The sequence below is a fragment of the Vagococcus vulneris genome (assembly GCF_003950515.1).
GTDB lineage: Bacteria > Bacillota > Bacilli > Lactobacillales > Vagococcaceae > Vagococcus > Vagococcus vulneris.
The window spans coordinates 106,083-118,567 of record NZ_NGJS01000007.1 but is presented as its reverse complement, the minus strand read 5'-3'; the positions used below and the strand labels follow the sequence as shown (position 1 = coordinate 118,567).

Here is a 12,485-nt window from a genome sequence, read left to right as displayed (position 1 = left end):
GGAGGTTTAGCTCAGCTGGGAGAGCACCTGCCTTACAAGCAGGGGGTCAGCGGTTCGATCCCGTTAACCTCCATAGACTCGTTAGCTCAGTTGGTAGAGCATCTGACTTTTAATCAGAGGGTCACTGGTTCGAGCCCAGTACGGGTCATTGAAATTTGCGGGTGTGGCGGAATTGGCAGACGCACTAGATTTAGGATCTAGCGCCTTACGGCGTGGGGGTTCAAGTCCCTTCACCCGCATTTTAAAGCCGGCTTAGCTCAGTTGGTAGAGCATCTGATTTGTAATCAGAGGGTCGAGGGTTCAAGTCCTTTAGCCGGCATTCTATTTCTTAGCGGAAGTAGTTCAGTGGTAGAACATCACCTTGCCAAGGTGGGGGTCGCGGGTTCGAACCCCGTCTTCCGCTTTTTATGTTTCAGCCGGGGTGGCGGAACTGGCAGACGCACAGGACTTAAAATCCTGCGGTGAGTGATCACCGTACCGGTTCGATTCCGGTCCTCGGCATTATATACAGCACCCATAGCTCAATTGGATAGAGTGTCTGACTACGGATCAGAAGGTTAGGGGTTCGACTCCTCTTGGGTGCGTCAGGTCTTTTATACGGGAAGTAGCTCAGCTTGGTAGAGCACTTGGTTTGGGACCAAGGGGTCGCAGGTTCGAATCCTGTCTTCCCGATTTTAATTACGCGGTGTAGCTCAGCTGGCTAGAGCGTCCGGTTCATACCCGGGAGGTCGGGGGTTCGATCCCCTCCGCCGCGATATTTTATAGCTTGGACCTTTAGCTCAGTTGGTTAGAGCTCCCGGCTCATAACCGGGCGGTCGTAGGTTCGAGTCCTACAAGGTCCATTGTTATGAATTTTTTTATTCGGAGGATTACCCAAGTCCGGCTGAAGGGAACGGTCTTGAAAACCGTCAGGTGTGTAAAAGCACGCAAGGGTTCGAATCCCTTATCCTCCTTTTTAATAATATCGCGGAGTGGAGCAGTCTGGTAGCTCGTCGGGCTCATAACCCGAAGGTCGTAGGTTCAAATCCTGCCTCCGCAATTAGGTTCCGTGGTGTAGGGGTTAACATGCCTGCCTGTCACGCAGGAGATCGCGGGTTCAAATCCCGTCGGGACCGTTTTTATTGGCGCAGTAGCTCAGTTGGTAGAGCAACGGATTGAAGCTCCGTGTGTCGGCAGTTCGATTCTGTCTTGCGCCATTGGAAGTAGCGGGTGTAGTTTAGTGGTAAAACTACAGCCTTCCAAGCTGTTGTCGCGAGTTCGATTCTCGTCACCCGCTTTTCTTTAAATTAGGGCCTATAGCTCAGCTGGTTAGAGCGCACGCCTGATAAGCGTGAGGTCGATGGTTCGAGTCCATTTAGGCCCATATTTTAAGGATGGAGAAGTACTCAAGTGGCTGAAGAGGCGCCCCTGCTAAGGGTGTAGGTCGGGAAACTGGCGCGAGGGTTCAAATCCCTCCTTCTCCATAATGATTTATTTCATTAGACGGCCCGTTGGTCAAGCGGTTAAGACACCGCCCTTTCACGGCGGTAACACGGGTTCGATTCCCGTACGGGTCATTTATATTTTTTATTCGGAGGATTACCCAAGTCCGGCTGAAGGGAACGGTCTTGAAAACCGTCAGGTGTGTAAAAGCACGCAAGGGTTCGAATCCCTTATCCTCCTTTTTAATAATATCGCGGAGTGGAGCAGTCTGGTAGCTCGTCGGGCTCATAACCCGAAGGTCGTAGGTTCAAATCCTGCCTCCGCAATTAGGTTCCGTGGTGTAGGGGTTAACATGCCTGCCTGTCACGCAGGAGATCGCGGGTTCAAATCCCGTCGGAACCGTTTAAGCGGGTGTAGTTTAGTGGTAAAACTACAGCCTTCCAAGCTGTTGTCGCGAGTTCGATTCTCGTCACCCGCTTTTCTTTAAATTAGGGCCTATAGCTCAGCTGGTTAGAGCGCACGCCTGATAAGCGTGAGGTCGATGGTTCGAGTCCATTTAGGCCCATATTTTAAGGATGGAGAAGTACTCAAGTGGCTGAAGAGGCGCCCCTGCTAAGGGTGTAGGTCGGGAAACTGGCGCGAGGGTTCAAATCCCTCCTTCTCCATAGTAGTTTTCATTCATTATCTATTTAAAAATTTAATAACATAATTTGGCCCGTTGGTCAAGCGGTTAAGACACCGCCCTTTCACGGCGGTAACACGGGTTCGATTCCCGTACGGGTCATAGAGAAAGCTCAAATTGTTTAACAATTTAGAGCTTATTTTTTTTAGTAAATTTTATAAGGGAGTGAGAGTTAATGAAACAAAAATTACAGTTTAAAGAACAGCTGTACATTGGTATGATGGTTTTTGGGTTGTTTTTTGGTGCAGGAAATTTAATTTTTCCAATTCAGATGGGTCAAGAAGCAGGAGCTGATATCTGGTTAGCAAATGTAGGGCTGTTAACTACAGGAATCGGGCTGCCTTTTTTAGGAATTATTGCTTTTGGAATATCTGACAGTGGTAGCTTAATGGATTTAGGTTCTAAAATAGGTCGTAAATACGCACGTATATTAACGACTGTTCTGTATCTGATCATTGGTCCTTTATTTGCTATGCCTAGGTTGGCTTCAACTTCTTTTGAAATAGGCATTGCTCCATTCATTGATGAAAGTAATTATCAAATTAGTTTACTTTTATTTACCCTCTTTTTCTTTGTGTTTGTTTGGTTTTTTTCAAGAAAACCTAGTAAGGTTTTAGATTATATTGGGAAATGGCTCACGCCTCTTTTTTTAATCTTACTAGCTATTATTATTGTTTTAGCTTTTGTAAAACCAATGGGGACAATTAGTGAGGCTAAATCTCTTTCGATATATCAAAATCATTCGTTTTTAGAAGGGTTTAAAATTGGGTATAACACGCTTGATGCAATAGCTGCTTTAGCCTTTGGAACAATTATTATTGAAAGTGTTAAATCATTAGGTATTGTAAAGCCTAAATATGTTGCACTCGAAGTCTCAAAAGCAGGTTTAATCGGTATCTTTATTATGGGAGTTATTTATACACTGTTATCGTTAATGGGAGCGATGAGTCTTGGTGAATTGCCGATTAATACTAATGGGGGCATCACACTAGCACAAATTGCTAATCATTATTTAGGTAACTTTGGAGGTGTTTTGCTTGCTGCAATTGTTCTTATTGCCTGTGTGAAAACTTCAATCGGATTATCGACTTCTTTTTCTACAACATTTACCGATATGTATCCAAGATTTAATTACTTGACGTATGTAACAGTTTCACTAATTATTGCTTTGATTATTGCGAACGTTGGTTTGACACGTATTATTGCTATCTCTGTGCCTGTCCTGATGTTTATATACCCATTAGCAATTACGCTGATATTAATGTCATTATTTCCTAAGTTCTTTGAAAATAATCGCATTGTTTGTTTATCTGTTACTGCAATGACGTTAATTGCTTCAGTCATTGATACTATTAATGTTTTACCAGAGACAATAATAAGAAGTCACGCTGGTTTGTTATTAATAATTAGTGTAGCTGAGAGATATATTCCTTTATTTACTTTGGGTCTTAGTTGGGTACCGTGTGCGTTAACTGGTTTTATTATTGGATTAATTTTAAAAATGGTAATAAACAACCACTAATTATCAGTGAACTAATCCAAAGGATTTCACAAATAGAAAACACCTCCGTTTATTTCATTACATGAATTCAATGGAGGTATCTTTTTTGTGCTCAAAAGAATTTCTTATTCTGTAGAAGTAAAAGAAGAAGCTAAAAAATGAAACTTGAAGGTAAATCAACTTTAGGGATGATGGGCAAGCTCATCATTCGTACTAGAGATCAAGTTAAGACATTGGTGGAAATAATATAGGAACGGATATTGCATATCTTGATTATGTTTCTAAAAGTCTCTATTTATCGAATATTATGGATTTATTAGTGGATAAATATTGTCTTATACAATTATTGATAATACTTCGATAGAATCATTTCAAAAAGCTGAAACATTCACATTACATCTAGAGCTCGACAACTCTACTATCAGTGTAATTGAAGCTGTACAAAATTTCATCAACTATTATAATAAAGAAAGAATTCAACAAAAATGCGATTACTTATTTCCAAGTGACTATTGGAAATAAGTAATCGCATAAGTGTTTTTATACATGTTCTATTAAAGGGTTCAGTTCCCCTTTAGTAACTAGAGGTTTTTTTATTTTATAGATAGTATTTACGATCTAATGTCAAATCATCATTTAGTTCATAAACAAGAGGTTGACCAGTTGGGATTTCTAATCCCATAATGTCATCATCAGAGATATTTTCAATATGTTTAGCTAAAGCTCTTAAAGAATTGCCGTGTGCAGCAACTAAGACAGTCTTTCCTTCAAGGAGTGAAGGAGCAATGTGATCTTCCCAAAATGGTAGAGCACGGTTTAATGTTACTTTAAGGTTTTCTCCACCAGGAACAGTGCGTTTATCTAATAATGCATATTTAGGATCATTTACAGCAGATTTAGGGTCATCTGGAGCAATTAGTGGTGGCAAAGTATCATATGAGCGACGCCATTGATGAACTTTTTCGTCACCGTATTTTTCGGCAGTTTCTTTTTTATTCAGACCCTGTAAGGCTCCATAATGACGTTCATTTAAACGCCAAGATTTTAATTCAGGAATCCATAGCTGGTTTGATTCTTCTAAAATATAGTGGCAAGTCTTGATAGCTCGTTTTAAATAAGAGGTATAAGCTATATCAAATTTAATACCTGCATCATTTATTTTTTTTCCTGCTTCCTGGGCTTCTTGTACACCTTTATCACTTAAGTCTACATCTTCCCATCCTGTAAATAGATTTAATGCGTTCCATTCACTTAATCCATGACGTACAAAGACCAATTTTTTCATAGATAAACATCCCTTTCTAGGTTAACGCGACACGTTTATGGTTTTGACACCGTCAGTTTCTGAACTGACAATGACACATGTCGTGATATCCAAGAATAAACCATGCTCGACAACACCAACTCGGTGATCAAGCCAGTTGGCTAATTCTGTTGGATTTTCAATTTTTTCTAAGTACAAGTCAATGATATAATTTTTACTGTCAGTTAGCAATGGTTTTCCATCAGATGATAGACGAATTTTTGGGTTCAGGTCTTTTTCTTCAAATTTTTTAAAGAGCTGCTGACTGCCATAAGGGATAACTTCGACTGGCAGAGGAAATTTGCCTAATTTATCGACTAACTTTGTTTCATCAACAATCCAAATAACTTCTTTTGAGTAAGTAGCAACAATTTTCTCAAACAAAAGTGCTGCACCACCACCCTTAATACCATGAAAGTCAGTAGAAATTTCATCTGCACCATCTATAGTAATATCTACATGTGTAACTTCATCGATACTTTTTAGGGGTATACCTAATTTTTTAGCGTGTTCCTCTGTTGTTTTAGAGGTTGTTACACCAATAATATCTAACCCTTCTTCGTTCACTCGCCGTCCAATCTCTTCTACCATAAAATAAGCTGTTGATCCTGTTCCTAAACCGACTACCATACCATCTAATACGTATTTTGCTGATTCAATTCCGACTAATTGCTTTAAATTCATTATGTATGAACCCTCCAAAAGTTAGTTAAGTCTAAAGGTTAAGACTATATATCTATTGTAAGCATATTCAATCAAAAAATAAATATAATTTTTTTTATGTTTCATGTTGACTATTTTTACTCCTTCATGTTATAGTTACAAAGGTGCTTGAAGACAGGTCTCGTTGAGACGTGATAAACTGTAGAATATAACTTATATTGCTACAGAGCTTGCATTAATTTTTTAACTAAAAAAAAGAACCACCTGGATGTGTGGGTCTAAGATAGCTTTTTAGGAAGGAGGAAGTGAAATGCCTACAATTAATCAACTAGTACGCAAATCTCGTAAATCAAAAACTACAAAATCTAACTCTCCAGCTTTGGGTAAGAGTTATAACAGCTTCAAAAAATCTCAAACAGATGTGAACTCTCCACAAAAACGTGGTGTATGTACACGTGTGGGTACAATGACACCGAAAAAACCTAACTCTGCGTTACGTAAATATGCCCGTGTTCGTTTATCAAACTTGATTGAAGTTACTGCCTATATCCCAGGGATTGGCCACAACTTACAAGAACATAGTGTTGTTTTAATCCGTGGAGGACGTGTTAAAGATTTACCAGGGGTACGTTATCACATCGTTCGTGGTGCTTTAGATACTGCTGGTGTTACAGATCGTAAACAAAGCCGTTCTAAATACGGAACTAAAAAACCTAAATAAAACTAAAAGATAAATAAAACAAATTTTTGGAAGGAGGAGTACACATGCCTCGTAAAGGTCCTGTTACAAAACGTGATGTATTACCAGATCCGATTTATAACTCAAAATTAGTGACTCGTTTAATCAACCGTGTAATGATCGACGGTAAGCGTGGTGTTGCTTCAAGCATTATTTATGATGCTTTCGATATTATTAAGGAATCTACAGGGAATGACCCATTGGAAGTTTTCGAACAAGCAATGGAAAACGTTATGCCTGTATTAGAAGTTAAAGCTCGTCGTGTTGGTGGTTCTAACTACCAAGTACCCGTCGAAGTTCGTCCAGATCGTCGTTCTACTTTAGGATTACGCTGGATCGTAAACTATTCTCGTCTACGTGGTGAGCACACTATGGAACAACGTCTAGCTAAAGAAATTATGGACGCTGCTAACAACACTGGTTCATCTGTTAAAAAACGTGAAGACGTACATAAAATGGCTGAAGCTAACCGTGCATTTGCACATTACCGTTGGTAGAATCCTCTTTTTTAGTGTCTCACTAAAAAAAGTACAAATGAAAATGAACTTATCGTAGAGAGAGGAGTAACAAAAGATGGCAAGAGAGTTTTCTCTAGAAAAAACTCGTAATATTGGTATCATGGCTCACGTTGACGCTGGTAAAACGACAACAACTGAACGTATCTTGTATTACACTGGTAGAATCCATAAATTAGGTGAAACCCATGAGGGAGCTTCACAAATGGACTGGATGGAACAAGAGCAAGAACGTGGTATCACAATTACGTCTGCTGCGACAACTGCTCAGTGGAAAGGTTATCGAGTTAACATTATTGATACACCAGGGCACGTGGATTTCACAATTGAAGTACAACGTTCTTTACGTGTGTTAGATGGTGCGGTAACAGTTTTAGACTCACAATCAGGTGTAGAACCTCAAACTGAAACAGTATGGCGTCAAGCGACAGAATATAAAGTTCCTCGTATTGTATTCTGTAATAAAATGGATAAGATTGGTGCAGATTTCTTATACTCTGTAAAAACAATCCATGACCGTTTGCAAGCAAATGCGCATCCGATTCAACTACCAATCGGTTCTGAAGAGAATTTCACTGGTATCATTGATTTAATCAAAATGAAAGCTGAAATTTATACAAATGATTTAGGAACTGATATTCAAGAAGCAGAAATTCCTGAAGATTATAAAGATTTAGCTGTTGAATGGCGTGAAAAATTAGTGGAAGCTGTCGCTGAAACTGATGAAGAATTAATGATGAAATACTTAGATGGCGAAGAAATTTCTAACGAAGAATTAAAAGCAGGTATCCGCCGTGCGACAATCAACGTTGAATTCTTCCCTGTGTTAGCTGGTTCAGCCTTCAAAAATAAAGGTGTACAGTTAATGTTAGATGCTGTTTTAGATTACTTACCTGCTCCAACTGATGTTGATGCAATTAAAGGTATAGATACTAAAACAGACGAAGAAGTAACTCGTCCTTCTGATGACAGTGCACCATTCTCTTCGTTAGCATTTAAAGTTATGACTGACCCGTTCGTAGGTCGTCTAACATTCTTCCGTGTGTATTCAGGTGTCCTTGAAAGTGGATCTTACGTTTTAAACGCGTCTAAAGACAAAAAAGAACGTATCGGTCGTATCTTACAAATGCATGCCAATACACGTAAAGAAATTGATGAAGTTTACTCAGGAGATATCGCTGCAGCCGTTGGTCTTAAAGACACAACAACTGGTGATACATTATGTGCATTAGATGCACCAGTAGTTCTTGAATCAATCGAATTCCCTGATCCGGTTATCCAAGTGGCTGTTGAGCCTAAATCAAAAGCTGACCAAGATAAGATGGGTATTGCCTTACAAAAACTTGCTGAGGAAGATCCATCATTCCGCGTTGAAACAAACGTTGAAACTGGTGAAACAGTTATCTCTGGTATGGGTGAGCTTCACTTAGACGTTCTTGTTGACCGTATGCGTCGTGAGTTCAAGGTAGATGCTAACGTTGGTGCGCCTCAAGTATCTTATCGTGAAACATTCCGTTCTGGTACACAAGCTGAAGGTAAATTCGTTCGTCAATCTGGTGGTAAAGGTCAATACGGTCACGTATGGATTGAATTCACACCAAATGAAGAAGGAAAAGGCTTCGAGTTTGAAAATGCTATTGTCGGTGGTGTGGTTCCACGTGAATACATTCCAGCCGTTGAAAAAGGATTAGCAGATTCAATGAACTCTGGGGTATTAGCTGGTTATCCGTTAGTTGATATTAAAGCTAAACTTTATGATGGTTCTTACCATGATGTCGATTCAAATGAAACAGCATTCCGTGTTGCTGCATCTATGGCTCTAAAAGCTGCTGCTAAAAAAGCAAGCCCAGCTATTTTAGAACCAATGATGAAAGTAACAATTACTGTTCCAGAAGAATACTTAGGTGATATTATGGGACACGTTACAGCTCGTCGTGGACGCGTTGAAGGTATGGAAGCTCATGGTAACTCACAAATCGTTAACGCGCTTGTTCCATTAGCTGAAATGTTTGGATATGCAACAACATTACGTTCTGCAACACAAGGTCGCGGTACATTCATGATGGTATTTGATCACTATGAAGATGTTCCAAAATCTATCCAAGAAGAAATCATTAAGAAAAATGGTGGAACTGCTAACTAGTTTTGACTAGGAAAAAAATGTTACATCATGTACACTATGGTTTATGAAGGAGTAAAATTTGATTTTATTCCTTCTCCAATATATTATATAAATGACCTTTAAATTTAGGAGGAATTAGAAAAATGTCAAAAGAAAAATTTGATCGTTCGAAATCCCATGTAAACATCGGTACAATCGGACACGTTGACCACGGTAAAACAACTTTATCTGCAGCAATTGCTACAGTTTTAGCTAAAAATGGATTCGGTGAAGCTCAAAACTACGCTGATATCGATAACGCTCCAGAAGAAAAAGAACGCGGAATCACTATTAACACTTCTCACATCGAATATGAAACAGCTACTCGTCACTACGCTCACGTAGACTGTCCTGGACACGCGGATTATGTTAAAAACATGATTACTGGTGCTGCACAAATGGATGGTGCTATCTTAGTAGTATCTGCAGCTGATGGTCCAATGCCACAAACACGTGAACACATTCTTTTATCACGTAACGTTGGTGTTCCTTACATCGTTGTATTCTTAAATAAAATGGATATGGTTGATGATGAAGAATTATTAGAATTAGTAGAAATGGAAGTTCGTGATTTATTAACTGAATATGACTTCCCAGGAGATGACACTCCAATCGTTGCTGGTTCTGCATTAAAAGCTTTAGAAGGCGACGCAGAATACGAACAAAAAATCTTAGACTTAATGGCTGCAGTTGATGAATATATTCCAACTCCAGAACGTGATACTGATAAACCATTCATGATGCCAGTTGAGGACGTATTCTCAATCACTGGTCGTGGTACTGTTGCAACAGGTCGTGTTGAACGTGGACAAGTTAAAGTCGGCGATGAAGTTGAAATCGTTGGTATTGCAGAAAACACAAGTAAAACAACTGTTACTGGTGTTGAGATGTTCCGTAAATTATTAGACTATGCTGAAGCTGGTGACAACATTGGTGCTTTATTACGTGGTGTATCACGTGAAGATATCGAACGTGGACAAGTATTAGCTGCTCCTGGATCTATCACTCCACATACTGAGTTCAAAGCTGAAGTTTATGTTTTATCAAAAGAAGAAGGTGGACGTCACACTCCATTCTTCACTAACTACCGTCCTCAGTTCTACTTCCGTACAACTGACGTAACTGGTGTAGTTGAATTACCAGAAGGTACTGAAATGGTAATGCCTGGTGATAACGTAGCTATGGACGTAACTCTAATCCACCCAATCGCTATCGAAGAAGGAACTCGTTTCTCAATTCGTGAAGGTGGACGTACTGTTGGTTCAGGCGTTGTTACTGAAATCGTTAAATAATTAACCTTTAAGGTTATCAAAATAAGTTTTATGTGTTCGGACGTAAAGTTGGAAACCTCGGTTTCCAACTTTTTTTAATAAAAAAATTAATCTTTTTTTTAATAAAGTGCTTGCTATATTGATAGATATTTAGTATAATTTTACAGGTGCTGAACAAAGAGTATTCAGTATCCAAAGAGAAATTATCGTGGCGTCGAAACGAGAGGTTGCGACACGCCAGGGAGCATTGCCATGGAGGCGTGTTGGTTAAATTTTCGTGGAGCTATGTCTACTTTTAAAATAGGCGAAGGAGGGAAACAAGATGGCAAAACAAAAAATTCGTATCCGCTTAAAAGCGTATGAACACCGAGTATTAGATCAATCTGCAGAGAAAATTGTAGAAACAGCAAAAAGAACAGGTGCTGAGGTTTCTGGACCAATTCCATTACCAACAGAGCGTTCTGTTTATACAGTTATCCGTGCAACACATAAATACAAAGATTCACGCGAGCAATTCGAAATGCGTACTCACAAACGTCTAATCGACATCGTGAGCCCAACACCAAAAACAGTTGATGCTCTAATGAAGCTTGACTTACCAAGTGGTGTAAATATTGAAATCAAATTATAAAAAATAAGATCATGGAGGTGTACTCATGACTAAAGGAATCTTAGGAAAAAAAGTAGGTATGACACAAGTTTTTACAGAAAATGGTGAGTTAATTCCCGTTACTGTAATCGAAGCTACTCCTAACGTTGTCTTACAAGTTAAAACTGTTGAGACTGACGGATACGAAGCTATCCAGGTTGGTTACCAAGATAAACGTGAAGTGTTGTCAAACAAACCTGCTAAAGGTCATGTTGCAAAAGCAAATACTGCTCCTAAGCGCTTCATTAAAGAAATCAGAAATGTTGAGCTTGGAGAATACGAAGTAGGAAAAGAAATCAAAGTGGATGTATTCCAAGCTGGAGACATCGTTGACGTTACAGGTACGACTAAAGGACATGGTTTCCAAGGCGTTATCAAACGTCACGGACAATCACGTGGACCTATGTCACATGGTTCTCGTTATCACCGTCGTCCTGGATCAATGGGTGGAGCTTCTGATCCGTCTAGAGTATTCAAAGATAAAAAATTAGCTGGTCGTATGGGTGGTAATCGTGTAACGATTCAAAACTTAGAGATCGTTAGAATTGATACAGACAAAAATGTTATTTTAGTTAAAGGTAACGTACCAGGAGCTAAAAAATCATTAGTCGAAATTAAAACAGCAGTTAAGGCTGCTAAATAATTGTGGGAGAGGAGGAACTAAAGAATGACATCTGTAGCATTATTTAAACAAGATGGAACTCAAAATGGCGAAATCACTTTAAACGAAGCGATTTTTGGCATTGAACCAAACGAAAATGTAGTATTTGATGCAATTATTATGCAACGTGCTTCATTAAGACAAGGAACACACGCTGTTAAAAACCGCAGTGCGGTTCGCGGTGGTGGACGTAAACCATGGCGTCAAAAAGGAACAGGTCGTGCGCGTCAAGGATCTATCCGCTCACCACAATGGCGTGGAGGTGGAGTTGTCTTTGGACCAACACCACGTTCTTATAGCTACAAACTTCCTAAAAAAGTTCGTCGCTTAGCAATTAAATCAGTTTTATCTGAAAAAGTTGCTGAAAACAAATTTGTAGTTGTTGAAGGTTTATCATTCGACGCTCCAAAAACAAAAGAATTCAAATCAACTTTAGAAAACTTAAATGTAGATACTAAAGTATTAGTTGTTTTAGAGGGTGGTAATGACTTTGCGGCATTATCAGGACGTAACTTACCAAATGTTTCTATCGTAGAATCAGATAACGTAAGCGTACTTGATGTAGTATCTGCTGATAAAGTGTTAATCACTAAAACAGCTCTGACTCAAGTAGAGGAGGTGCTTGCATAATGGAATTAATCGATGTAATTAAACGCCCGGTTATTACAGAAATGTCTGTAGCAGCAATGGACGACAAAAAATACACGTTTGAAGTTGACGTAAGAGCCAACAAAACATTAGTTAAGCAAGCTGTAGAAGCTGTTTTCGGCGTAAAAGTTAAAAAAGTAAATATCATGAACGTGAAACCAAAATTCAAAAGAATGGGTAAACATGCCGGATATACAAAAAAACGTCGTAAAGCTATCGTACAATTAACAGAAGATTCAAAAGACATTCAAATTTTTGATGCTGAATAAT

General features: G+C 39.2%; 11 protein-coding genes and 25 tRNA genes. 34 read left to right on the top strand and 2 right to left on the bottom strand.

Annotated elements, in window-relative coordinates; genetic code table 11:
* From CBF37_RS06505 to brnQ, 26 genes are all read left to right on the top strand, one after another.
* A tRNA-Val gene (locus tag CBF37_RS06505) sits at nt 1-73 on the top strand.
* A gap of 2 nt (nt 74-75) precedes the next feature.
* Nucleotides 76-148: transfer RNA gene (locus CBF37_RS06500), tRNA-Lys, on the top strand.
* A gap of 9 nt (nt 149-157) precedes the next feature.
* Nucleotides 158-239, top strand: a tRNA-Leu gene (locus CBF37_RS06495).
* Between the two features lie 7 nt (nt 240-246).
* A tRNA-Thr gene (locus tag CBF37_RS06490) sits at nt 247-319 on the top strand.
* Nucleotides 320-331: 12 nt separating this feature from the next.
* Nucleotides 332-403 (top strand) — tRNA-Gly (locus CBF37_RS06485).
* A 12-nt stretch (nt 404-415) separates the two neighbouring features.
* Nucleotides 416-501 (top strand) — tRNA-Leu (locus CBF37_RS06480).
* 9 nt (nt 502-510) lie between these two features.
* A tRNA-Arg gene (locus CBF37_RS06475) sits at nt 511-584 on the top strand.
* A gap of 14 nt (nt 585-598) precedes the next feature.
* A tRNA-Pro gene (locus tag CBF37_RS06470) sits at nt 599-672 on the top strand.
* A 9-nt stretch (nt 673-681) separates the two neighbouring features.
* Nucleotides 682-755, top strand: a tRNA-Met gene (locus CBF37_RS06465).
* A gap of 13 nt (nt 756-768) precedes the next feature.
* Nucleotides 769-842 (top strand) — tRNA-Ile (locus CBF37_RS06460).
* 21 nt (nt 843-863) lie between these two features.
* Nucleotides 864-953 (top strand) — tRNA-Ser (locus CBF37_RS06455).
* A gap of 12 nt (nt 954-965) precedes the next feature.
* Nucleotides 966-1,039: transfer RNA gene (locus CBF37_RS06450), tRNA-Met, on the top strand.
* 3 nt (nt 1,040-1,042) lie between these two features.
* Nucleotides 1,043-1,115: transfer RNA gene (locus CBF37_RS06445), tRNA-Asp, on the top strand.
* 8 nt (nt 1,116-1,123) lie between these two features.
* Nucleotides 1,124-1,196, top strand: a tRNA-Phe gene (locus CBF37_RS06440).
* 9 nt (nt 1,197-1,205) lie between these two features.
* Nucleotides 1,206-1,276 (top strand) — tRNA-Gly (locus CBF37_RS06435).
* Nucleotides 1,277-1,289: 13 nt separating this feature from the next.
* Nucleotides 1,290-1,363 (top strand) — tRNA-Ile (locus CBF37_RS06430).
* 12 nt (nt 1,364-1,375) lie between these two features.
* Nucleotides 1,376-1,463: transfer RNA gene (locus CBF37_RS06425), tRNA-Ser, on the top strand.
* 21 nt (nt 1,464-1,484) lie between these two features.
* Nucleotides 1,485-1,556, top strand: a tRNA-Glu gene (locus CBF37_RS06420).
* 16 nt (nt 1,557-1,572) lie between these two features.
* Nucleotides 1,573-1,662, top strand: a tRNA-Ser gene (locus CBF37_RS06415).
* 12 nt (nt 1,663-1,674) lie between these two features.
* A tRNA-Met gene (locus tag CBF37_RS06410) sits at nt 1,675-1,748 on the top strand.
* Nucleotides 1,749-1,751: 3 nt separating this feature from the next.
* A tRNA-Asp gene (locus tag CBF37_RS06405) sits at nt 1,752-1,824 on the top strand.
* A gap of 5 nt (nt 1,825-1,829) precedes the next feature.
* Nucleotides 1,830-1,900 (top strand) — tRNA-Gly (locus tag CBF37_RS06400).
* Between the two features lie 13 nt (nt 1,901-1,913).
* A tRNA-Ile gene (locus tag CBF37_RS06395) sits at nt 1,914-1,987 on the top strand.
* Between the two features lie 12 nt (nt 1,988-1,999).
* Nucleotides 2,000-2,087 (top strand) — tRNA-Ser (locus CBF37_RS06390).
* Between the two features lie 47 nt (nt 2,088-2,134).
* A tRNA-Glu gene (locus CBF37_RS06385) sits at nt 2,135-2,206 on the top strand.
* A 73-nt stretch (nt 2,207-2,279) separates the two neighbouring features.
* Nucleotides 2,280-3,626, top strand: coding sequence for a branched-chain amino acid transport system II carrier protein (gene brnQ, locus CBF37_RS06380; protein ID WP_125983913.1), 1,347 nt, complete (start codon nt 2,280-2,282; stop codon nt 3,624-3,626).
* 577 nt (nt 3,627-4,203) lie between these two features.
* On the opposite strand, the gene gpmA is transcribed toward brnQ, so the two are convergent.
* The gene (gene gpmA, locus CBF37_RS06375) at nt 4,204-4,890 is read right to left on the bottom strand and encodes a 2,3-diphosphoglycerate-dependent phosphoglycerate mutase (RefSeq protein WP_125983912.1); all 687 of its coding nucleotides are present in this window, start codon (nt 4,888-4,890) and stop codon (nt 4,204-4,206) included.
* A gap of 21 nt (nt 4,891-4,911) precedes the next feature.
* On the bottom strand, nt 4,912-5,592 hold the full coding sequence (rpiA, locus tag CBF37_RS06370; protein ID WP_125983911.1) for a ribose-5-phosphate isomerase RpiA: 681 nt from the start codon (nt 5,590-5,592) through the stop codon (nt 4,912-4,914).
* A 289-nt stretch (nt 5,593-5,881) separates the two neighbouring features.
* On the opposite strand from rpiA, the gene rpsL reads away from it, so the two are divergent.
* From rpsL to rplW, 8 genes are all read left to right on the top strand, one after another.
* Nucleotides 5,882-6,292, top strand: coding sequence for a 30S ribosomal protein S12 (rpsL, locus tag CBF37_RS06365; protein ID WP_125983910.1), 411 nt, complete (start codon nt 5,882-5,884; stop codon nt 6,290-6,292).
* Nucleotides 6,293-6,336: 44 nt separating this feature from the next.
* The gene (gene rpsG, locus CBF37_RS06360) at nt 6,337-6,807 is read left to right on the top strand and encodes a 30S ribosomal protein S7 (protein WP_125983909.1); all 471 of its coding nucleotides are present in this window, start codon (nt 6,337-6,339) and stop codon (nt 6,805-6,807) included.
* Between the two features lie 76 nt (nt 6,808-6,883).
* Nucleotides 6,884-8,968 (top strand): elongation factor G, encoded by a 2,085-nt coding sequence (fusA, locus tag CBF37_RS06355; RefSeq protein WP_125983908.1) that lies wholly within the window; start codon nt 6,884-6,886, stop codon nt 8,966-8,968.
* A 122-nt stretch (nt 8,969-9,090) separates the two neighbouring features.
* A complete protein-coding gene (gene tuf / locus CBF37_RS06350) occupies nt 9,091-10,278 on the top strand; it encodes an elongation factor Tu (RefSeq protein WP_125983907.1) in 1,188 nt (395 codons plus the stop codon).
* Nucleotides 10,279-10,579: 301 nt separating this feature from the next.
* Nucleotides 10,580-10,888 carry a 30S ribosomal protein S10 gene (gene rpsJ / locus CBF37_RS06345; RefSeq protein WP_077275938.1) on the top strand — a complete coding sequence of 103 codons (309 nt, stop codon included), beginning with the start codon at nt 10,580-10,582 and terminating at the stop codon, nt 10,886-10,888.
* Between the two features lie 25 nt (nt 10,889-10,913).
* Complete coding sequence (rplC, locus tag CBF37_RS06340; RefSeq protein WP_125983906.1) at nt 10,914-11,549, top strand: 50S ribosomal protein L3; 636 nt, start codon at nt 10,914-10,916, stop codon at nt 11,547-11,549.
* Between the two features lie 24 nt (nt 11,550-11,573).
* Entirely contained in the window at nt 11,574-12,197 is a 624-nt protein-coding gene (gene rplD, locus CBF37_RS06335; protein ID WP_125983905.1) for a 50S ribosomal protein L4, read from the top strand.
* Nucleotides 12,197-12,484, top strand: coding sequence for a 50S ribosomal protein L23 (gene rplW, locus CBF37_RS06330; protein WP_125983904.1), 288 nt, complete (start codon nt 12,197-12,199; stop codon nt 12,482-12,484). Before rplD ends, rplW begins: the two co-directional genes overlap by 1 nt.
* Nucleotide 12,485: the final 1 nt, after the last annotated feature.